Source organism: Nocardiopsis oceanisediminis (assembly GCF_048595525.1).
GTDB classification, from domain to species: domain Bacteria; phylum Actinomycetota; class Actinomycetes; order Streptosporangiales; family Streptosporangiaceae; genus Nocardiopsis_A; species Nocardiopsis_A oceanisediminis.
Map to the genome: position 1 here is coordinate 2,031,126 of NZ_JAFMZJ010000001.1, position 21,044 is coordinate 2,052,169.

Here is a 21,044-nt window from a genome sequence, read left to right on the forward strand (position 1 = left end):
GTGACCAGTACCACGGCCGGGGGGCCCGCGCCTCCCCGGAGCCCTGGGCCGCCGGAGGATCGGGCCTCCCCGGCGGCCTTGTGGGAAACCCCTGGTCCCCGTGTGTCGCCCCACACGGGGACCAGGGGTTACCCATTGGTAAGCGGCGGATGGCAGACTCTCCGGTGACGGGCGCGTTCGCCCCGGTGGGCGCGGGGGTGAACACCCCCTGGGTGTTCCCGGGGTCACAGTGCCGCTAGGGTGGCCCGGCGCGGCCACCGCGCTTCCCCCCATCTTCGGCCGAGAGCCGGGCAGAGAGCGGTCTTCCCCCGCTGCTCCGTGCTGCTCGCCGAGCGTAGGCGTACTTCAACGGAGAGGTATAGATGTCCCCCGACATTGTCGGCCTCGCACTCCTCCTTCTGGGGGTGTTGCTGCTGGTCTCGAAGCTGGTCCGGGTCAAGTGGAAGCTGATGCAGAGGCTCTACCTGCCCGGTTCGATCATCGGGGGAGCCATCGCGCTGCTCTTCGGCCCCGACCTGTTCGGGCGGGTGATGAACGCCCTGGAGAACGTCGAAGGCGACTTCTACGGCTTCGGGGGAGTGCTGCGCGCGATCGGCACCGACCGGTTCGCCGAGGGCGGCCTGTTCGGCACCGGGGTGATGCAGGTCTGGTCGGCTCTCCCCGGGCTGCTCATCTCGGTCGTCTTCGCCGGCCTGTTCCTGGGCAAGCCGCTGCCGCGGTTCCGCCAGGCGGTCTCCCTGGCCGGCCCCAACCTGGCCTTCGGCATCACCGTGGCCAGCGGCCAGTACGTGGTCGGCCTGCTGCTGGCCCTGTTCGTGCTGGTGCCGCTCTTCAACGTCCCGGCGATGTCCGGCGCGCTGATCGAGATCGGCTTCCTCGGCGGGCACGGCACCGCGGCCGGCCTCGGCCCCACGTTCGACCAGGTCGGCTGGGCCGCGGGCAAGGACCTGTCGGTCGGCATGGCCACCGTCGGGCTGCTCAGCGGGATCATCGTGGGCATCATCCTGATCAACTGGGGTGCGCGCCGCGGGAAGACCAGCGCGATCAGCGCCGACTCGCGCGGGACCGCCCGGGAGCAGGCCGGGCTGATCGAGAAGGAGAACCGCGGCCCCGGTGCGGTCATGACCGTCCACCCCTCCTCGATGGACCCGCTCACCCTGCACTTCGGCCTGATCGCCGTCGCCGTGCTCATCGGCCAGGTCATCCTGATGGGGCTGCAGGCCCTGGAGCGGGCGCTGTGGGCCGACACCATCGAGATCATGGCCTTCGTTCCGCTCTTCCCGCTGGCGATGATCGGCGGCATCGTGCTGCAGATGGTCATCGACCGGTTCGACAAGAACCACGTGGTGGACGAGCGGACGGTCGAGCGGGTCCAGGGCCTCTCCCTGGACCTGCTGATCATCTCCGCCATGGCCACGCTCTCCCTGCAGGCCATCGCGGAGAACCTCGTCCCGTTCCTGCTGCTCGCCGTCAGCGGCATCGCCTGGTGCCTGTTCGCCTTCCTGGTGCTGGCGCCGCGGATCATGCCCAGCCACTGGTTCGAGCGGGCGATCGCCGAGTTCGGCCAGTCCCTCGGCGTCACCGCGACCGGCATGGTGCTGATGCGGGTCGTCGACCCGGAGATGAAGACCCCCGCCTACTCCGCGTTCGGCTACAAGCAGCTGATCTTCGAGCCGTTCTTCGGCGGCGGCCTGATCACCGCCGCGGCGATCCCGCTGATCGCCAGCCCGCAGATCGGGGCGTGGGGCTTCCTCGGCATGATGGCCGCGACCATGGCGGTCGCGCTCTTCATCGGCCTGATGGGGAGGCGCAGGGCCATGGCGGCCGGCGGCGCGGCGCAGCGCGAGGCGGCCGGTACCGGGGCGTCCTGACGCGACCGGACGCGGTGAGCCGGACACGCTGAGGGGGAGGGGCCGCGCGCCCCTCCCCCTTCTTCGTCCGCGCCTTCCGCCCCCCGGGGCGGGCCGGGCTAGAGCGCTCGGGCCCGGTCGTAGACGGCCCGCTCGGAGGAGCCGAGCACCGGGCCGTACTGCACGCCGTCCCGGCCGGCGTACTTGAAGCTGACCACCGAGACCACGGTGCCGGCCCCGGTGGAGGGGTCGAACCCGGACAGCCACGGGCCGCCGCTGGACCCCTCGGTCATGTCGCAGGACATGCCGTAGGCGGTGGTGCCGCCCTCGTCCGGCCGGGTGGAGCCGGAGCAGTAGTGCATGTGCCGCCCGTCGTAGGGCGAGCGGGACGGGTAGCCGAAGGCGTGCACCGTGCCGGCGCCCTCGCCGGTGAAGGCGATCCGCTGCGCCCCGGCGGCCTGGCGGACGTGCCGGCCCTCCCGGGGCTCCAGCACCGCGGCGCCGAAGTCGTGGCTGTCGTCGGCGCGGCGGGACCACTGCGAGGTCACCAGCAGCTCGCGGGCGGCGAACCGGCCGTAGGGGGCCTTGCCGTCGTCGTAGCCAGGCACGAACACCCACTTGGAGGCCCAGTCGCCGGTGCCGTCCTTGAGGCAGTGGCCGGCGGTGACGACGGTGTCGCCGTTGTTCGAGGGCACCACCGAGGCGGTGCAGGTGAAGTCGCGGCCCCCCATGGTCAGGAAGACCCGCCCGGTGGTCCGGGTGACCTTCCCGCCGCCGGTCCACCGCTTCCCGGTGACCGCGGCGCTCTGCGGCCGGGTCTCCCCTCCCCGCGGGGCGTCCGCTTCCGGAGGGGCGTCCGCGGGCGTCCGCGGGAGCAGGCCGCCGGCGGCGCCCTCCAGGATTCGGGTGATCGGGCGGGCGGCGGCCATCCGCTCCTGGGTCCAGTAGGCGAGGGACTCCGCCGGGGACTCGGCTGCGGAGTACCGGGCCACCTCGGCGGAGGGGTCGGCGCGGGGGCCGGGCGAGGCGGAGGCGGCGGCGCCGGTCGCGGTCGCCGCGAGGACGAGGGCGGCCACCGGCGCGAGCAGGATGCGGGCAAGGGACGGTGTCATGGAACGGGATCATGCCATACGGAGAGTGACTTCGTCCCTACTTTGGGTTCGGTGTCGGTCGGCCGGGCCGCGCGGAGCGGAGCGGCGGGCGGCCCGGCCCGGCAGGGCCGCCCGCGACCGGGCCCCGGTTCCGGCCGTGCGCCTTACGGGCGCGGCCGCGGCCGGAACCGGGCACACCCGGTCAGGCGGCGCCGGACGGGGGCGCCGCGGTGGGGACGGTCAGCCCGGACGGGGAGCCCTCGGGCGAGGTGAACTCCACGGTCTCGCCGCGCGCGCCGGAGTCGGTGTAGCGGGCGTCCTCGGTGTCGACGACCAGCGCCAGCCGGTGGCCGGCGGGCACGTCCCAGACCACCGGTTCGAACTCGACGCCGACCGTGGCCGGGGCCCCCGGCTCGGCGTCGCGCAGCGTGTAGGGCTCGTGCGTGACCAGCGCCCCGGTCCCGTGCCGGTCGACGGCGTACAGGTAGAAGTAGAGCGACTGGTCGGAGGCGGACGGGGTGACCGTCACCGTCGCCTCGGGGGAGCCGCTGACCCGGGTGCCCTCGGGCAGCGCCGGGCCGGTCCACACGCCCGCGTACGAGCGGTTCACCAGCGGCAGCGACACCCCGGTGGGGATGTCGGCGAACTGCTGGAGGGCCCCGCTGAGCAGCAGCGTCCCGCTCTCGGCGGTGGTGCCGCGGCCCGCGCCGACCCGGTAGTCCCAGCCGGTCTCGGCCCCCTCCACCAGGGCGCCGGTGGACTGCCAGTTCTCCCAGGAGCGGCGCGGCTCGCTCAGCCCGTAGGCGAGCTCGCCCTCCGAGACCGCGTCCCAGTCGGGGTAGGAGGCCCACGCGCCGCGCCCGTTGTTCGGCTTGACCCGGACCGGGTCCTCGCCGCCCACCCCGTTCTCCTCGCCCTTGAGGTGGTGGTCGAACCAGCGGTTCAGCTCCGCCCAGGTCTCGTTGGGCAGGCCGACCGCGCCGAACGCCTCCGGGGTGGCGTGGTCGCCGGCCGAGAGCATGAGCCGCTTGGGGCCCTCCAGCTCCCCGTAGAAGTCCGTCATCTGGCCGGGCGGGAAGATCCCGTCGTTCCAGGCGTGCCCGATCATCACCGCGGTCCCGTTGGCGTTGAGCGCGTCGACCTTGGTGGAGACCGACCGCTCGGGCGCCAGGTCGAGGGCGGGCTGGACGTTGCCCTTGCGGTACTCCCGCTCCATCTCCAGCAGCTTCTCCCCGGGGTCGCCGGTGAGGTGGCCGGCCGCGATGAGCATCTCCACCGCCTGGTAGCTGATGGTCTCGTTGCCGTAGATCGACTCGGCCAGGTCGGCCCAGCCGCTGAGCGCGCCCACCGCCTTGACCCGGTCGTCGGCGGCCGCGGTGAGCAGGCTGATCCCGGCCCCGTAGGAGATCCCGGCCATGCCGACGCGGTCCGGGTCGGCGCCGGTGTTCTCCAGCGCCCAGTCGATGACCGCGCGGGCGTCGGCGACGTCCTCCGGGCCGGCGACCTCGATCCGGCCGCCGGAGTTCCAGAACCCCCGGGAGGTGTAGGAGACGACCTGGTAGCCGGACTCGTAGGCGAGCTTCTTCGCGGCGCCGACGTAGAGCAGCTTGTTGGTGGCCCACGCGGAGGGCATCACCAGCAGCGGGCGCGGCCCCTCGTAGCCGGTGGGGGTGATGACCAGGGCGGGGATGTCGATCCCGCCGTGGCCGGTGATGGTCTCGTAGTCGACGTCGGTACCGGTGCCGGCGTGCGCGGGGGGCGCGGTCAGCGCGACGGCGAGCAGGGCTGAGAGTGCGGCGGCGCAGGCCGCCCTGAGTGTGCGCATGGCTTCCTCACTCCGGCCCGGCGGGGCGGGCCGGAACAGGGGGATGACGGGGGGAGGGGCGGTGCGGGGGACCGCCCCGTGGGCCCGGGGTCGCGCCGGCGCCGGCGGGCGCCTCGGATGGGAGGGGTGCCGCAGGCGTCTCCCGGGGGTGCGGTCCGCGGGGTGCCGCGGACCGCGCGGCTTTTTACTGTGAGGTAACTTACACGTCGGTAACGTAAGGCGGAGCACACCGGCTTGTAAAGGGCCCGAAACCGGGACGTCCCCGCAGGGCGCGGCGGCGCCCCGCCCGGTGCGGGAGAATGGCGGGGTGCGAATCGCCGAACAGCTCCTCCAGAACCCCGCCCCGTCCGAACCGCGCGAGGTGGTGATCCTCGGCTCCACCGGGTCCATCGGCACCCAGGCGCTGGACGTCGTCCGGGGCGCCCCGGGCCGGTTCCGGGTCGTCGGACTGGCCGCCGGCGGCGGCCGCCCGGACCTCCTCGCCGACCAGGCCGCCGAGGTGCGGGCCGAGGCGGTGGCCGTCGCCGACGCCGGCGCGGCCGCGCAGGTGGAGCGGCTGCTGCGGGAGCGCGGCTGCCACGCGAAGGTGCTGGCCGGCGCCGAGGGGGTCGCCGAGCTCGCCGCCTGGCAGTGCGACGTGGTGCTGAACGGCATCACCGGGGCGCTGGGCCTGGAGTCCACCCTGGCCGCGCTGCGCGCCGGGCGGCTCCTCGCACTGGCCAACAAGGAGTCGCTGATCATCGGCGGCCCGCTGGTCCGGGAGGCGGCCCAGCCCGGGCAGATCGTCCCGGTCGACTCCGAGCACTTCGCGCTCGCCCAGTGCTACCCCCGGGTGCCCGCCGCCGAGCTCACCAGCCTGGCCCAGGGCCAGGTCGACGCCCGGCCGGAGGACGTGCGCCGGCTGGTCATCACCGCCAGCGGCGGCCCGTTCCGCGGCCGGACCCGGGCCGACCTGGCCGGCGTCGGCCCCGAGGAGGCGCTGCGCCACCCCACCTGGAGCATGGGGCCGGTGATCACGGTCAACTCCGCGACCCTGGTCAACAAGGGCCTGGAGGTGATCGAGGCGCACCTGCTCTTCGACGTCCCGCTGGAGCGGATCGAGGTCGTGGTGCACCCGCAGTCGGTGGTCCACTCCATGGTGGAGTACACCGACGGCTCCACCCTGGCCCAGGCCAGCCCGCCCAGCATGCTCGTCCCCATCGCCTACGGCATGTCCTGGCCGCACCGGGTCGCCGGGGCGGCGCCCGGGGTCGACTGGACCCGCGCGCAGAACTGGACCTTCGAGCCCTTGGACCACGAGGCGTTCCCCGCCGTCCGGCTCGCCTGCGAGGTGGGCGCGGCGGGCGGCACCGCCCCCGCCGTCTACAACGCGGCCAACGAGGAGGCCGTCGACGCCTTCCTCGGCGGACGCCTGGCATTTCCCGCGATCGTGGACACGGTGGCACGGGTAGTCTCAGAACGACAGCGGGCCGACGAAACGTCCGCGCTGACGCCGGAGGACGTCCGGGCCGCCGACGCCTGGGCCCGCGCCCGGGCCAGGGAGCTGATCTCCGGGGCCGCCTGATGGAGGGGTAACGAGGTACATGGCCACAGTGCTGACCGTCGCCGGGATCGTCCTGTTCTTCCTCGGCCTGCTCTTCTCCATCGCCTGGCACGAGCTCGGCCACCTGTCCACGGCGAAGATGTTCGGCATCCGCTGCACCCAGTACATGGTGGGCTTCGGCCCCACCCTGTGGTCGCGGACCAAGGGCGACACCGAGTACGGCGTCAAGGCGGTCCCGCTCGGCGGCTACGTGCGCATGGTCGGGATGATCCCGCCCGCCTCGGAGCGGGACGAGGCCAAGCCGATGGGCCGCTGGCGGCGGATGATCGAGGACGCCCGGGAGGCCAGCTTCGTCGAGCTGGAGGAGGGCGACGAGGAGCGCCAGTTCTACCAGCGCGCCCCCTGGAAGCGGCTGATCGTCATGTTCGCCGGCCCGGGCATGAACCTCATCCTGGCGGTGGTGCTGTTCACCGTGGTCCTGATGGGCATCGGCGTCCAGCAGCCGGGCACCTCGGTCGAGTCCGTCGCCGAGTGCGTGGTGGCCGCGGACGCGGCGGACCCGAGCTGCCCGGAGGACGCCCCGCCCACGCCCGCCGCCGACGCCGGGTTCAAGCCGGGCGACCGGATCGTCGAGGTCGGCGGCGAGCCGGCCCCGGACTGGGCCGCCGCCAACGAGCTGATCCGCGCCTCGATCGGCCCGACCGAGTTCACCGTGGAGCGCGGCGGCGAGCGGGTCGAGCTCACCGCCGACCTGATCGAGAACGACGTCGTCGCCCGGGACGCCGCCGGCGAGGTCGTCCTCAAGACCGGCCCGGACGGCGAGCCGCTCACCGACGAGCAGGGGTACCGGATCCCGGAGACCGAGAAGGCCGGCTTCCTCGGCATCACCTTCCAGAACGAGCGGACCCCGCTGACCGTCGGCGAGACCGCCTCCTACATGGGCGACACCATCGTCGGCGTGGGCCAGGCCATCATCTCGCTGCCGAGCAAGGTGGACGACGTGTTCCGGGCCGCCTTCCTCGGCGAGGAGCGCGGCGTGGACTCCCCGGTGGGCATCGTGGGCGCCTCGCGGATCGGCGGCGAGGTGCTCGCCCAGCCCATCCCGCTGCTGGACCGCGCCGCCTTCATGCTGAACATGCTGGCCGGGGTCAACCTCTTCCTGTTCGCCTTCAACATGCTGCCGATCCTGCCGCTGGACGGCGGGCACATGCTCGGCGCGCTCTGGGAGTGGGTCCGCCGCGGCCTGGCCAAGGTCTTCAAGCGCCCCGACCCCGGCCCGTTCGACGTGGCCAAGCTGATGCCGGTCGCCTATGTGGTGGTCGCCTGCTTCCTGGTGTTCAGCGCCATGCTGCTCATCGCCGACGTGGTCAACCCGGTCCGGATCATGCAGTGACGCCCGGGCGGCGGGCCGGCCCGCCGGGGTGAACGCCGCGGGCACCGCCCGGGGCGCGGAGGCGAACCCTCGGCGCCCCGGGCGGTGCCGTTCCGGGACCCTGGGCGGATTGGCACACCCCGGCGCGGGCGGCGGGTAACCTGGGCAGCGCGCGCGGACGGCGAGGTTCCCTCGGCCGCTCGGCCCCTTCCCGTGCCGCTCCGCCGCGGGCGCCCGGACGCGCCCCCGTACCTTCGACTTCAACCGAAGCCGCCGGATCGGCCCGGCGGCCCATGAGGTGAGACCGCGTGACCGTCGATCTTGGCATCCCTGTGGCCCGTCCGCGCCCGCTGGCGCAGCGGCGCAAGTCCCGGCAGATCATGGTCGGCAACGTCCCCGTCGGCGGGGACGCCCCGGTGTCGGTGCAGTCGATGACGACCACCGTCACCTCCGACATCAACGCCACGCTCCAGCAGATCGCCGAGCTGACCGCCAGCGGCTGCCAGATCGTCCGCGTGGCGGTGCCCAGCGCCGACGACGCCGAGGCGCTGCCCATCATCGCGAAGAAGTCGCAGATCCCGGTCATCGCGGACATCCACTTCCAGCCCAAGTACGTCTTCGCCGCCATCGAGGCGGGGTGCGCGGCGGTGCGGGTCAACCCGGGCAACATCAAGAAGTTCGACGACAAGGTCGGCGAGATCGCCAAGGCCGCCAGTGAGGCCGGCACCCCGATCCGGATCGGCGTCAACGCCGGCTCGCTGGACAAGCGGCTGCTGGCCAAGTACGGCAAGGCCACCCCCGAGGCGCTGGTGGAGTCGGCGCTCTGGGAGTGCTCGCTCTTCGAGGAGCACGGCTTCCGCGACATCAAGATCTCGGTCAAGCACAACGACCCGGTCGTGATGATCAACGCCTACCGGCAGCTCGCCGAGCAGTGCGACTACCCGCTGCACCTGGGCGTCACCGAGGCCGGCCCGGCCTTCCAGGGCACCATCAAGTCCGCGGTGGCCTTCGGCGCGCTGCTGGCCGAGGGCATCGGCGACACCATCCGGGTGTCGCTCTCCGCGCCGCCGGCCGAGGAGGTCAAGGTCGGCTCCCAGATCCTGGAGTCGCTGGGCCTGCGCGAGCGCGGCCTGGAGATCGTCTCCTGCCCCAGCTGCGGCCGGGCCCAGGTGGACGTCTACACCCTGGCCGACGAGGTGACCGCCGGGCTGGACGGCCTGGACGTGCCGCTCCGGGTGGCCGTCATGGGCTGCGTGGTCAACGGCCCGGGTGAGGCGCGCGAGGCCGACCTGGGCGTGGCCTCGGGCAACGGCAAGGGCCAGATCTTCGTCAAGGGCGAGGTCATCAAGACCGTGCCGGAGTCCAAGATCGTGGAGACCCTGATCGAGGAGGCCATGCGGATCGCCGAGGAGATGAAGGACGGCGGCGCCGCCTCCGGCGAGCCCAGCGTCTCCGTGGCGGGCTGACCCGGCGGGACCAGAAGGAGAACCGGCCGAGGGGCGGGACGCGGACGCGTCCCGCCCCTCGGCTTTTCGGTGCCCGCGATCCCGGCGGTGTCGGGGTTTTCGGGCGTTCCCGATGCATGTTCGGGCGGTCGGTTGCGCATAACCGGACACTCGCGACGGAGTGTGGCGTGATGGACGCCATGCGTCGAATATGTGTGACATCCTGCACATCCGGCGCCGGATCATTGCGTGGCATGGCAACGAACGGCGGGCTTTCCGGGTTAATGGGCAATGAACAGTGGTTCTGTCATCCAGGTAACATCGCTACTGTTTCCGAGGCGCGCTTTGTTCTTCCGTGGGTCGAGTGCGAACTCTCCTGAGAAGAGTTCCCTGTGTGCGCGTCCGGCCACGATGTCCGAAATCCCCCTAGGAGTCCGCAGTTGGTTGAGCAGAAGACGGCCGGAGCGCCGCAGGCGGCGGCCGGCCCCCGGCGGGGCGCGCTCGCGGAGCGCATCCTGCGCCGCAAGCCGGTCGAGCGCCTCGCCTCCGAGGCCGGGCAGGGCGAGGGGGGAAGCCTGCGGCGCTCCATGGGGCTCGCGCAGCTGACCATGATCAGCATCGGCGCCACCCTGGGCACCGGGATCTTCGTGGTGCTGGGCGAGGCGGTCCCGATCGCCGGCCCGGCGGTGGTGCTCTCCTTCGTGATCGCCGGGGTCACCGCGCTCTTCTCCGCGCTGGCCTACGCCGAGCTCGCGGGCATGATCCCGGCGTCGGGCTCGGCCTACTCCTACGCCTACGCCACCATGGGCGAGCTGGTCGCCTGGGTGTGCGGCTGGTGCCTGATGCTCACTTACGGCGTCTCGGTGGCCGCGGTGGCGGTCGGCTGGGGCGAGTACATCAACGAACTGCTCCGCCTGGTCACCGGGGCCACCCTGCCCGGCGCGCTGACCCAGCCGCCCGGCGCCGACGGCGGGATCGTCAACGTCCCCGCCGCGGTGGTGGTGCTGCTCGCCATGGTCGCGCTGCTCGGCGGGGTCCGGGAGAGCGCCGCGCTGAACGGCGTGATGGTCGCGATCAAGGTCGCCGTGATGGTCATGTTCGTGGGCATCGCCTTCACCGCGATCCAGGACGGCAACTTCGCCCCGTTCATGCCGCTGGGCATGGCCGGGGTGAGCGCGGCCGGCGCCACCCTGTTCTTCTCCTACATCGGCTTCGACGCCGCCTCCACCGCCGGCGAGGAGGCCAAGAACCCGCAGCGCGACCTGCCCCGGGCGATCATGCTCTCGCTGATCATCGTCACCGCCATCTACTGCCTGGTGGCCTTCGTGGCGGTCGGCGCCATGCCGTGGACCGACTTCGCCGACACCGAGGCCAGCCTCGCGCACATCCTCACCGTGGTCACCGGCACCCCGATCTGGTCGGTGGTGTTCGCGGTCGGCGCGGTCATCGCGATCGCCAGCGTCGTCCTGGTCGTGCTGTACGGCCAGACCCGGATCCTGTTCGCGATGTCCAGGGACGGCCTGATCCCCAAGGTCTTCGCCAAGCTGGACCGGCGCGGCAACCCCTCGGCCAACACGGTCATCCTCTCGGCCGCCATCGCGGTGCTGGCCGCGGTGGTCCCGCTCGGCCACCTCGCCGACGCCACCTCCATCGGCACCCTGTTCGCCTTCGGGCTGGTCAACGTGGCCGTGCTGGTGCTGCGCCGGAGCCGCCCGGACATCGAGCGCCGGTTCCGCATGCCGCTCGCCCCGCTCACCCCGATCCTCGGCGTCGCCTCCTGCGCCTACCTGATGCTCAGCATGGGCGCCGCCACCTGGATCACCTTCGCCGTGTGGATGGCCGTCGGGTTCGCCGTCTACTTCGGCTACTCGATGAAGCGCTCGGTGCTGCACCGGGAGACCGAGGAGGCGCAGGCGGCCGGCTGAGGCCGCCGGCCCCGGAGGAAGCGGGCCGCCCGCCGGGGGCGCCGGTCGCCGACCGGCGCCCCCGACGCGTCCGGGAGGCCGGGCGGCCCCGCCGCTCCGCGGCGCCAGGACGCAATGAAGAGCGGTCGGACGCCATGAATGCGCAATGAACTCCCAGGCTGAACGCAATGAATCGATTGATCCGTGCGTCTAGAGTGGGTCCGCGAACATCTCACTCGCGGAGTCAGGGGGGCGAATGGAGTCGGCCGGAGCGCTGCGCATCGCTGTGGACCAGGGCACCGGGCCCAGCGGGGACGTGCCCGCGGCACTGGAGCGGCTCGGGCGCACCGCCCGACGGGCCGCCGGCGCCGGAGCGGACCTGCTGGTCGGACCGGAGTGCTCGATCACCGGCTACGCCATCGGCGGGCGGACCGCAGAGCTCGCCGAGCCCGCGGACGGCCCGATCGGCAGGGCGGTGCAGCGGATCGCCGCCGAGGCCGGCATCGCCATCGCCTACGGCTGGCCCGAGCGCGACGGCGACCGGGTCCGCAACGCGGTCCGGCTGGTCGACGCCTCCGGCACCGAGCTCGCCGTCTACCGCAAGACCCACCTCTACGGCGAGCTGGACCGCTCCGCCTTCGCCCCCGGCGGCGAACCGGTCGTCCAGGCCGACCTGGGCGGCCTCCGGATCGGCCTGCTGATCTGCTACGACGTGGAGTTCCCCGAGGCGGTGCGGGCGCACGCGCTGGCCGGGACCGAACTCCTGCTCGTGCCCACCGCGCTGATGCACCCGGCGACCGAGGTGGCCACCGCGCTGGTCCCGGTCAGGGCCATGGAGAACCAGATCTTCCTGGCCTACGCGAACCGCTGCGACACCGAGGGCGACCTGGACTACTGCGGCCTGAGCACCCTGGTCGGCCCGGACGGCGCCGAACTGGCCCGGGCCGGCGCCGGCGAGGAGCTGCTCATCGCCGAGGCCGACCCCGCGGCGATCGCCGCGGCCCGCACCGGCGAGGCCGGCTACCTGCGCGACCGCCGCCCCGACCTGTACCGGGCGCTGACCGGGCCGGCCTGAGCCCCTCCCGCCCCCACCCCCGGCCACCACCGATTTCCTGGAGGAACCACGCGATGACGTCTGCCGTGCCCACCGCCGCCCCGGGCGGCGGCTCCGAGGAGCGCCCGCTCACCATGTGCGGACCGGACTTCCCGTTCGGCTACGACGACTACCTGGCGCACCCCGCCGGGCTGGGCTCGGTCCCGCCGGAGCGGTTCGGCACCGAGGTCGCGGTCATCGGCGGCGGCCTGTCCGGCCTGGTCACCGCCTACGAGCTGATGAAGATGGGGCTGCGCCCCGTCGTCTACGAGGCCGACCAGCTCGGTGGCCGGCTGCGCACCCGGCGGCTCCCCGGCTGCCCGGACGACGTCGTCGCGGAGATGGGCGCGATGCGCTTCCCGCCCTCCTCCACCTCGTTCTTCCACTACATCGACAAGGCCGGGCTGCGCACCGAGGAGTTCCCCAACCCGCTCGCGCCGGCCACCCCCAGCACCGTCGTCGACCTCAAGGGCGAGTCGCACTACGCCCGCACCACCGACGACCTGCCCGAGGTCTACCAGGAGGTGGCCCGCGCCTGGAACGCCACCCTGGAGGAGGGCGCCCGGCACTCCGAGATGCAGCGCGCCATCCGGGAGCGCGACGTCGCGGCGATGAAGGAGATCTGGAACGAGCTGGTCACCCGGCTGGACAACCAGACCTTCTACGGCTTCCTCTGCGACTCCCCGGCGTTCTCCTCGTTCCGGCACCGGGAGATCTTCGGCCAGGTCGGCTTCGGCACCGGCGGCTGGGACACCGACTTCCCCAACTCCATCCTGGAGATCCTCCGGGTCACCTACACCGGCGCCGACGACGACCACATGAGCGTGGTCGGCGGCATCCAGCAGCTGCCGTACCGGCTCTGGGAGCACGCCCCGGACAAGACCGTGCACTGGGCGCCCGGCACCAGCCTGGCCTCGCTGCACGGCGGCGACCCCCGCCCGGCCGTCACCGCGCTGCGCCGCACCGCCGCACCGGGGAACCCGGCCGGCAACATCACCGTCACCGACGCCTCCGGCGCGATCCGCACCTACCCGGCGGCGGTCTTCACCGCGCAGAGCTGGATGCTGCTCAGCAAGATCGAGTGCGACGAGTCGCTGCTGCCGATCGACCACTGGACCGCCATCGAGCGCACCCACTACATGGAGTCCTCCAAGCTCTTCGTCCCGGTCGACCGGCCGTTCTGGAAGGACACCGACCCGAAGACCGGGCGGGACGCGATGAGCATGACGCTCACCGACCGGATGACCCGCGGCACCTACCTGCTGGAGGGCGAGGGCGACGGCCCCGCGGCCATCTGCCTCTCCTACACCTGGTGCGACGACTCGCTGAAGTGGCTGCCGCTCTCCCCCCGGGAGCGGATGGACGTCATGCTCAACTCGCTCTCCCAGATCTACCCGGACGTGGACATCCGCTCGCATATCATCGGCGACCCGGTCACCGTGTCCTGGGAGGCCGAGCCCTACTTCATGGGCGCCTTCAAGGCCAACCTGCCCGGCCACTACCGCTACCAGCGGCGGCTGTTCACCCACTTCAAGCAGGACGCCCTGGCGGAGCGGCACCGCGGCCTCTTCCTCGCCGGGGACGACATCTCCTGGACCGCGGGGTGGGCCGAGGGCGCGGTGCAGACCGCGCTGAACGCGGTGTGGGGCGTGATGACCCACTTCGGCGGGGCCACCGACCCGGCCAACCCCGGTCCGGGCGACCTCTTCGACGAGCTGGCCCCGGTCGAGCTCCCCGAGGACTGACCCGGAGCCCCCGGAGTGCAGGGGGCGGGCGCGGCACCGCGCCCGCCCCCGCCGGGCGAACGGGCCCGGCGGCGGTGGTGCGGTGCGCGCCCCGCGGCCGGGGCCGCGCACGGGCTCAGGCGGTGCGGCCCCGCTCGGCGCCGGCCAGCATCGGCTGGTCCACCAGCCGGGACAGCACCAGGGTGCTCTTGGTGCGCACCACGAACGGCTCCGCGCAGATCCGCTCGATGGTCTCCTCCAGGTGCTGCATGTCGCGGGCGCGGACCTGCACCATGGCGTCGGCCTCACCGGTGACGGTGCAGGCCGCGGTGACCTCGGCGTAGCCGGTCAGCCCGGCCCGGATCTCGGCGGGGGACGTGCGGGGCCGGCAGTAGACCTCGATGTAGGCCTCGGTGGTCCAGCCGAGCGAGGAGGGCTCCAGCACCACGGTGAAGCCGCGGATCGCCCCCGCCTCCACCAGCCGGTCCACCCGCCGCTTGGCCGCCGACGCGGACAGGCCCACGGCCGCGCCGATGTCGGCGAAGCTCGCGCGCGCGTCCGCGCCGAGTATCGCGATGATGCGCTCGTCGACGCGATCCAACCGCACTGAAGCTCCCATCGGTCCCGCCTGCTCCGGGTCGGACCCGGCGAGACCGATGCTACCCACCGGCCGGACCGGGTTCCGCCCGGCCGCCCCGAGCGGGAGCCCCCTGCCCCGGCCCGCCGGAGGGGCACACACCCCGGCCCCGTGCCCTGCGGGAACGGCTCCGTCCCTCTGCCGGAGGGCTTCCCTCCCGGGCCCCTGCGCCAGGGAGCCCCGTCCCCGGTGTCCGGGGGGAACCTCCCCCGTCCCCGGTGTCCAGGGGGAACCTCCCCCCATCCCCCCTCTCCGTGTCGGATGCCGCCCGCCCGCTCGATTGCGGAGAGAATGTGCGTCGTCACGTCAGGTAGGGGGTGGGGGATGCGGGCCATCGGGGTTCCGGCGGTCGCCCTGGCAGCGCTGCTGCTGCCGGTGCAGGGGGTCGCCGCGGCGAAGGAGCAGACCAGGGAGGACCGGTACTCGGTGGAGTGGGGCGAGTGCACCGACCTCGGCGGGGCCGGTGTGCAATGCGCCGAGCTGGAGGTCCCGCTGGACTGGGAGGCCGACGGCGGCCCCGGGGCCCGGTCCGGGGAGACGGCGACCATCGCGCTCTCCCGGGTCCCCGCCCGCAAGCGGGCCGAGGGCGTGCTGCTGGTCAACCCGGGAGGACCCGGCAGCCCGGGGCGGGGCTGGGCCTCCCGCACCGCCGCAGGACTCCCCGGCGACCTGCGCGACCGCTACGACGTGGTCGGCTTCGACCCCCGCGGCACCGGGGCGAGCACCCCGGCGGTCGGCTGCGACCCCGGCTACTTCGATCCGGTCCGCCCGGACACCGTGCCCGCCACCGGCACCGCCGAGAGGGCCCTGGTCCAGCGGGCCGCCGCCTACGCCACCGCCTGCGCCTCCCGCAACGGGGAGCTGCTGGAGCACATGCGGACCGAGGACACCGCCCGGGACATGGACCGGATCCGGCTCTCCCTGGGCGCCGCGCGGATCGACTACCTGGGCTACTCCTACGGCACCCTGCTCGGCGGGGTGTACGCCACCCTCTTCCCGGACGGCGTCCGGCGCCTGGTGCTGGACAGCGTGGTGCACCCCGGCCGCCCCTGGTTCGAGTCCAACCTGGAGCAGAGCCGGGCGCTGGACCAGGCGGCCGGGCACTTCTTCGCCTGGACCGCCGAGCACTCCGCCGCCTACGGCCTGGGCGGCGACCCCGCCGCGGTGGAAGAGGCCTACTACCGGGTGCGATCGGAGCTCGCCGAGGCGCCGGTGGCCGGCACCGTCGGGCCCACCGAGTACGAGAACTCCTTCATCACCGCCGCCTACACCTCGGCGGCCTGGCCGCCGCTGGCCCGCGCCCTCGCCGACCACGCCTCCGGGGCCGACCCGGAGGCGCTGCTCAAGGCGCACGAGCGGTTCGGCGAGAGCGGCGCGGACGACCCCGCCTTCGGCGCCTACCTCGCCACCGAGTGCACCGACGCTCCGTGGCCCCGGTACTGGCCGGAGTGGAGCGAGGCGGGGGAGAAGGCGCACGCCGACGCCCCCTTCCAGGGGTGGAACAACATCTGGTACAACGCGCCGTGCGCGTTCTGGGCGGCCGGCGACGGGCCCTGGACCGAGGTGGACGGCTCCGCCGCGCGGGACGCCCTGCTGGTGCACGCCTCCGAGGACGGCGCCACCCCGCTGGACGGCGCCTTCGCGATGCGCGACCGCTTCCCGGAGGGCCGCCTGGTGGTCGAGGAGGGCGGCCACGACCACGGCGTCGCGCTCGGCGGCAACGCCTGCGTGGACCGCGCGGTCGCCGACTACCTGCGAGACGGCTCGCTGCCCGCCGCGGCCGGGGCGGGCGGCGCCGACCTGGCCTGCGAGGCCGGGCCGGACCCGGAGCCGGCGCAGCGCGGCGACGGCGGCCGCGAGCGGCAGCGGGGCCCGGGGGCGCTCTCCCGGAGCTGATCCGGCCGGGCCGCGGGTCCGGGCCCGCACCGCGGAGGCGCGGGCCCGGGTGCGGCGCGGATCGCCGGGAAGCGGTCGAATAGTCTTGAAAGGCCGGTGACGAGCGCGTTGTCAGGACGCGCCGGGTCGCGGAGGCGGCCACGTGCGGGAAGGCGGCCGGTGAGCGGATGGCGTCTGATGGCGGACGGGGTGATGCGGGTGCTGCGGACCTCGGCGGTGCGGGTGCTCGACGGGCGCGACCTCGGAGCCGTGCACGCCCTGCTCGACCGGGACCCGGTGGGCAACGTCTTCGTCAGTTCCCGGCTGCGCGCCGCCGGCCTGGACCCGGGCCGGCTCGGCGCCGAGGTCTGGGGCCACATCGCGGACGGTGAGATCACCTCGCTCTGCTACTCCGGGGCCAACCTGGTCCCGGTGGACGCCGGACCGGAGGCGGTCCGCCGGTTCGCCGAGCACGCGCGCTGGCGGGGCCGGCGCTGCTCCTCCATCGTCGGCCCGGTCCCCGCGGTCCGCGGGATGTGGGAGCGGCTCGGCCCGGTGTGGGGCCCGGCCCGCGCGATCCGCGCCCGGCAGCCGGTGATGGAGCTGCTGGCCGAGCCGGAGGCCGGGCCCGACCCGCTGGTGCGCCGGGTCCGCCTGGACGAGCTGGACGTCCTCCTGCCGGCCTGCATCGCGATGTTCACCGAGGAGGTCGGGGTGGCGCCGGACGCCGGCGACGGCGGCGCGCTCTACCGGGCCCGGGTGGAGGAGCTGGTCCGATCCGGCCGCGCCTTCGCCCGGATCGAGGACGGCCGGGTGGTGTTCAAGGCCGAGGTGGGCGCGGTCACCCCGCACGCCTGCCAGGTGCAGGGGGTCTGGGTCCACCCGGAGCTCCGCGGCCGCGGCCACGCCGCCGCGGGGATGGCGGCGGTCGCCCGCTTCGCCCGCACCGGGATCGCCCCGCGGGTCACCCTCTACGTCAACGACTACAACGCCCCGGCCCGCGCGGTCTACCGGCGGGTCGGCTTCCGCGAGGTCGGCGAGGTCATGTCGGTGCTGTTCTGAGCCGCCCCGCTCCCGGGGCCGCGCCGGGGCGCCGCTCAGCCGGGCCGCGGGTCGGTCTCGCCGAGCGGGGGCAGCTGGAAGTGCCGGGACGCCAGGTGGTCGATGAGGGCGTTGATGTCGGCGATGTCCTTGGCCCGGCCCAGGCGCCGCTTCCAGCGCAGCACCCGCTCGAGCGGGGCGAAGGGCAGTCCGTGCAGGAACTCACGGGCGGAGACGAACTCGTCCAGGTCCCACATGGACGGGAACCAGCCGTTCAGCATCTCCAGCCGGCCGTCGGCCAGCATCACCCGGCGCACCCCCTCCCAGGGGGCGGTGGACACCGGGCCGAGGCCGCGGACGATGTCCCAGGCCCGGCCGCGGAGCACCACGTCCAGATCGGTGATGTCGTCCCGGATCCCGTGCGCCAGCAGCGGGCCGCTGCCGGCGATGATGAAGTCGGACTGCGGCAGCCGGAGCCGGCGCAGTTCGACGACGAGCGGATGGCCGCTGACGGTCTTCCATGTCACCCAAGGGCCCTTTCTCCCAGCAGCACGCGGACGACCGCGGCGACCAGGAGGGCGAATCCGATGCTGCTCATGGATCCGATGAGGAAGTACTCGGCGAAGCGCTTCTGGTTGCTCTTCAGCTCGGGGAAGCGAGCGAGCGCCTTGATCCCCACGACCACCGCGACGGCCTCCGGCTGTCCTGCGACGGCGAAGGCGTAAGTCATGGACCGCTCCAACCACCCGATGGCGGTGCCGGCCCCGCGCAGGGGCTCCATCTCCTCCGCCTCCGCCTTCTTCAATTCGGCGTAGAACGGGTGGAGCGTGTGAGTGACGACCTCCCCCCCGACGAAGGTGGCCACGAGGAGACCCGAGACCACGAGCGCCGTACTGTCGTCCAGGATAAGTTCACCTGTCGCCCGGGTCAGCAGGGCACCCCCGTAGAGAAGTCCGGACGCCAGGGCGAGCAGCACGGCCAGGGCGAACGGGACGTAGATGAACCGGGCGGTGCCGGCGGGCCGGAACAGCCGGGGCGACCCCTGCATGTTCGCGTCGGCCTTGGCGAGCCGCCCGAGCAGCCAGGAGGCGCCCAGGCAGAGCGCGAGGAGGAGCAGCGCGGCCCAGGAGAGCAGGCCCGGGGCCAGGGAGTACAGGGCGTAGCCGGCGGTGAGGGCGAGCGCGGTCACCCGCCGCGGCCGCACCATCGGGATGGAGTAGGGCAGCAGGGCCGCCGTCACCAGGCCGATGACCACGCGTTCCAGTTCCATGCCGCTCCCTGTCCGGTCGCCGGCCCGCGGGGTGCGGGGGGTCGATTATCGGGAAGGGGCCGGACGGCGAACAGGGCCCCGGAAGCCCTGCGGGAGCGGCGGTGCGGCGGGGCGCCGGCCGGCGCCCCGCCGCCCTCCCCGGCGGCGGTCTAGTCCCGGAACTCCGGGATGACGTGCTCGGCGAACATCTCCAGGTTCCGCTTGACGTCGTCCAGCGGGAGCACCCCCTGCTGGCCCTGCATGAACAGGCCGAACCACTCCAGGTCGGGGATCTCCTTGAGCATCGCCTCGATGCCGCGCTTGACGTCGTCCGGGCCGCCGATGAGCGCCATCTGCACGTCGGCCATCCGCTTGAAGTCGCCCTTCTCCGGGCTGATCGGCTTCGCCGAGTCGTCGTCCGCGGTGCGCAGCACCTCCAGGTAGCCGAACGGGCCGAAGAACGAGGCGAAGTCCTTGTGCATCCTGCTGCCGTAGGTGGCGATGGCCTCCTCGCGGCTGCCCGCCATGCCGACGATCTTCAGGATCCCGGTGTGCTCGCCCAGCTTGTAGTCGCGGCCGTTCCGGGCGGCCTCCGCGCGGTACAGCTCGGCCTTCTTGCGGTGCTCACCGGGGATGGGGGTGAACATCCACGGCAGGATGTCCTCCTTGGCGGCGCGGATCACCGACCGGTCGCTGATGGTGAACGGCTGCCACAGCTCCGGGTGGGGGTCCTGGTAGGGGCGGGGCACCACGGAGACGCGCTGGATCCGGCCCTGGTCGTCCAGCTCGCCGGGGGCGCCGAAGGTCCGCGTCCACTCCTGGGCCGGCCACCCCTCGATCCCGTCGTAGGGCGCGGGGACCTGGTAGTCGAGCACGTCGCTCTTGTACCGGAGGGTCTCCTGCGTCCAGGCCATCTTCATGATGTGCAGCAGCTCGCCGAAGACGTCGAAGTTGCGGTCGTCGCTGGAGGAGCCGTCGCTCCGCGCCGCCTGGGACCGCCACCGCTGCCCCAGCACGTTGGCCCAGCGGGCCTGGTAGCCGCGGGCGATGCCGAGCCGCAGCCGGCCCCGGCTGAAGTGGTCCAGCAGCGCCACGTCCTCGGCGGCCCGGATCGGGTCCCAGGCCGGCAGCACCAGGCCGAGCGGGGCCAGCAGGATCCGCTCGGTCCGGGCGGCCAGGTCGGCCAGGACCATCAGCGGGTTGACCGAGAACTCGAAGCCCTCGGAGTGGAAGTGGTGCTCGGTGAGCATCAGCGCGTCGAAGCCGATCCGGTCGGCGTGCACCGCGATCTCGCGCACCTCGTGCAGGAGCTTCTGGTAGGAGCCGGGGTCGCGTCCGATCGGCCGCAGGGCCTTGGCGTTCTCCTCGGCGGCGAAGCCCGATCCGGGGATCTGCGGGTTCATGAACAGGCTGAACTTCACTGCGCTCCTCGATTCTCGCGGCCGGTGCCGCGCTCGTCGGGATGGGTGCCGCCGCGTCCGCCCTCCGGGACGGCGCGCTCCAGCCAGCGCTGGAGCACCAGCAGGAACTCGGCGGGCCGCTCCTCGTGCAGCCGGTGCCCCGAGCCGGGCCAGCAGACCACCTCGGAGGCGGGGTGGCGGAGCAGCGGCCGCTCCCACTCCGCGTGCTCCGGGTCGAAGCGGAAGGAGAGGGTGGGCTGGTCCCGGCCGGCCAGGTGCCGCTCGGCGGCCGGGCGGGGCCCGATCGCGCCGGGGTCGGTGAACATGCCCGCGAACGCCTCGGCGAGCACGTGCGGGGCGGCGGCCTCCAGCCGGCGGTCGTGCCAGGTGCGGATCCAGGCGGGGGTGGCCGGGGTGTAGTCCCAGGCGTCGATGGCGATCGCGGTCCGCACCGGGTCCGGTCCGCGCAGCGCCTCGGCCATCGCCGGGAAGGCCTGCGCCACGCCGGCCGGGAAGCCGTACCCGGGGTCGACGGTGACCAGGGCGTGCACCAGGTCGGGCCGGTCCGCGGCGAGCAGCCCGGCGACCTGGCCGCCCATCGAGTGGCCGACGGCGGTCACCGGCGCCCGGCCGGGCAGGCCGTCCAGCAGCGCGGCCAGGTCGGCGGCCATGGCCGGCGGGGTGTTGCCGCTCGGCGGCACCCCGGAGCTGCCGTGCCCGCGCAGGTCGGCGGCGATCACCCGGTGCCGCTCGGCCAGCGCGGGGATGTGCTGGACCCACTCGTGGGAGTCCGAGCCCCAGCCGTGCACCAGGAGCAGGGTGTGCGCGGCGTCCTCGGGGCCGTGCTCGGTGTGGAACAGTCGGACGCCGGTCAGGGCGCCGTGCCGCAGGTCGGTGCTGTGCCGCAGATCGGTGCTGTGCCGCAGGTCGGTGCTGTGCCGCAGGTCGGTGAAGGGCATCGGCTGGCTCCCGCCGGGGTCCGTCGGTGGCCGGTC

General features: G+C 73.6%; 16 protein-coding genes. 9 read left to right on the plus strand and 7 right to left on the minus strand.

The genetic code is table 11. The annotated features are described in order from the left end of the window. Nucleotides 1-362: 362 nt before the first annotated feature. Nucleotides 363-1,871: a sodium/glutamate symporter gene (locus tag J0910_RS09205; RefSeq protein WP_420158104.1), complete on the plus strand. Its 1,509-nt coding sequence runs from the start codon at nt 363-365 to the stop codon at nt 1,869-1,871. A gap of 98 nt (nt 1,872-1,969) precedes the next feature. On the opposite strand, the gene J0910_RS09210 is transcribed toward J0910_RS09205, so the two are convergent. Both J0910_RS09210 and J0910_RS09215 read right to left on the minus strand, forming a co-directional pair. Further along, nucleotides 1,970-2,962, minus strand: a complete 993-nt coding sequence (locus J0910_RS09210) for a trypsin-like serine peptidase (protein WP_420158105.1) — start codon at nt 2,960-2,962, stop codon at nt 1,970-1,972. Nucleotides 2,963-3,143: 181 nt separating this feature from the next. After that, a complete protein-coding gene (locus tag J0910_RS09215; RefSeq protein WP_420158106.1) occupies nt 3,144-4,766 on the minus strand; it encodes a CocE/NonD family hydrolase in 1,623 nt (540 codons plus the stop codon). Nucleotides 4,767-5,130: 364 nt separating this feature from the next. On the opposite strand from J0910_RS09215, the gene dxr reads away from it, so the two are divergent. The 6 genes from dxr to J0910_RS09245 all read left to right on the plus strand — a co-directional run bounded on the left by dxr (nt 5,131) and on the right by J0910_RS09245 (nt 13,868). Next, nucleotides 5,131-6,330 carry a 1-deoxy-D-xylulose-5-phosphate reductoisomerase gene (dxr, locus tag J0910_RS09220; RefSeq protein WP_420161927.1) on the plus strand — a complete coding sequence of 400 codons (1,200 nt, stop codon included), beginning with the start codon at nt 5,131-5,133 and terminating at the stop codon, nt 6,328-6,330. Nucleotides 6,331-6,349: 19 nt separating this feature from the next. Next, nucleotides 6,350-7,702, plus strand: a complete 1,353-nt coding sequence (locus J0910_RS09225) for a M50 family metallopeptidase (protein ID WP_420158107.1) — start codon at nt 6,350-6,352, stop codon at nt 7,700-7,702. A 287-nt stretch (nt 7,703-7,989) separates the two neighbouring features. After that, the gene (gene ispG / locus J0910_RS09230) at nt 7,990-9,147 is read left to right on the plus strand and encodes a flavodoxin-dependent (E)-4-hydroxy-3-methylbut-2-enyl-diphosphate synthase (RefSeq protein WP_420158108.1); all 1,158 of its coding nucleotides are present in this window, start codon (nt 7,990-7,992) and stop codon (nt 9,145-9,147) included. 419 nt (nt 9,148-9,566) lie between these two features. Then, complete coding sequence (locus J0910_RS09235) at nt 9,567-11,051, plus strand: amino acid permease (protein WP_420158109.1); 1,485 nt, start codon at nt 9,567-9,569, stop codon at nt 11,049-11,051. A 235-nt stretch (nt 11,052-11,286) separates the two neighbouring features. Beyond that, nucleotides 11,287-12,105: a carbon-nitrogen hydrolase family protein gene (locus tag J0910_RS09240; protein ID WP_420158110.1), complete on the plus strand. Its 819-nt coding sequence runs from the start codon at nt 11,287-11,289 to the stop codon at nt 12,103-12,105. Between the two features lie 53 nt (nt 12,106-12,158). Continuing rightward, nucleotides 12,159-13,868 carry a flavin monoamine oxidase family protein gene (locus J0910_RS09245; protein WP_420158111.1) on the plus strand — a complete coding sequence of 570 codons (1,710 nt, stop codon included), beginning with the start codon at nt 12,159-12,161 and terminating at the stop codon, nt 13,866-13,868. Between the two features lie 115 nt (nt 13,869-13,983). On the opposite strand, the gene J0910_RS09250 is transcribed toward J0910_RS09245, so the two are convergent. Further along, on the minus strand, nt 13,984-14,454 hold the full coding sequence (locus J0910_RS09250) for an Lrp/AsnC family transcriptional regulator (protein WP_420158112.1): 471 nt from the start codon (nt 14,452-14,454) through the stop codon (nt 13,984-13,986). A gap of 354 nt (nt 14,455-14,808) precedes the next feature. Here J0910_RS09250 and J0910_RS09255 point away from each other — a divergent pair, with 354 nt between their 5' ends. Then, entirely contained in the window at nt 14,809-16,380 is a 1,572-nt protein-coding gene (locus J0910_RS09255; protein ID WP_420158113.1) for an alpha/beta hydrolase, read from the plus strand. A gap of 198 nt (nt 16,381-16,578) precedes the next feature. After that, a complete protein-coding gene (locus J0910_RS09260; RefSeq protein ID WP_420161928.1) occupies nt 16,579-17,421 on the plus strand; it encodes a GNAT family N-acetyltransferase in 843 nt (280 codons plus the stop codon). A gap of 35 nt (nt 17,422-17,456) precedes the next feature. On the opposite strand, the gene J0910_RS09265 is transcribed toward J0910_RS09260, so the two are convergent. The 4 genes from J0910_RS09265 to J0910_RS09280 form a co-directional block, all read right to left on the minus strand. Continuing rightward, complete coding sequence (locus J0910_RS09265) at nt 17,457-17,927, minus strand: hypothetical protein (RefSeq protein WP_420158114.1); 471 nt, start codon at nt 17,925-17,927, stop codon at nt 17,457-17,459. Continuing rightward, nucleotides 17,924-18,670, minus strand: coding sequence for a hypothetical protein (locus J0910_RS09270; RefSeq protein WP_420158115.1), 747 nt, complete (start codon nt 18,668-18,670; stop codon nt 17,924-17,926). Before J0910_RS09270 ends, J0910_RS09265 begins: the two co-directional genes overlap by 4 nt. Nucleotides 18,671-18,819: 149 nt before the next feature. Then, a complete protein-coding gene (locus J0910_RS09275; protein WP_420158116.1) occupies nt 18,820-20,070 on the minus strand; it encodes an LLM class flavin-dependent oxidoreductase in 1,251 nt (416 codons plus the stop codon). Then, nucleotides 20,067-21,008, minus strand: coding sequence for an alpha/beta fold hydrolase (locus J0910_RS09280; RefSeq protein WP_420158117.1), 942 nt, complete (start codon nt 21,006-21,008; stop codon nt 20,067-20,069). Before J0910_RS09280 ends, J0910_RS09275 begins: the two co-directional genes overlap by 4 nt. Nucleotides 21,009-21,044: the final 36 nt, after the last annotated feature.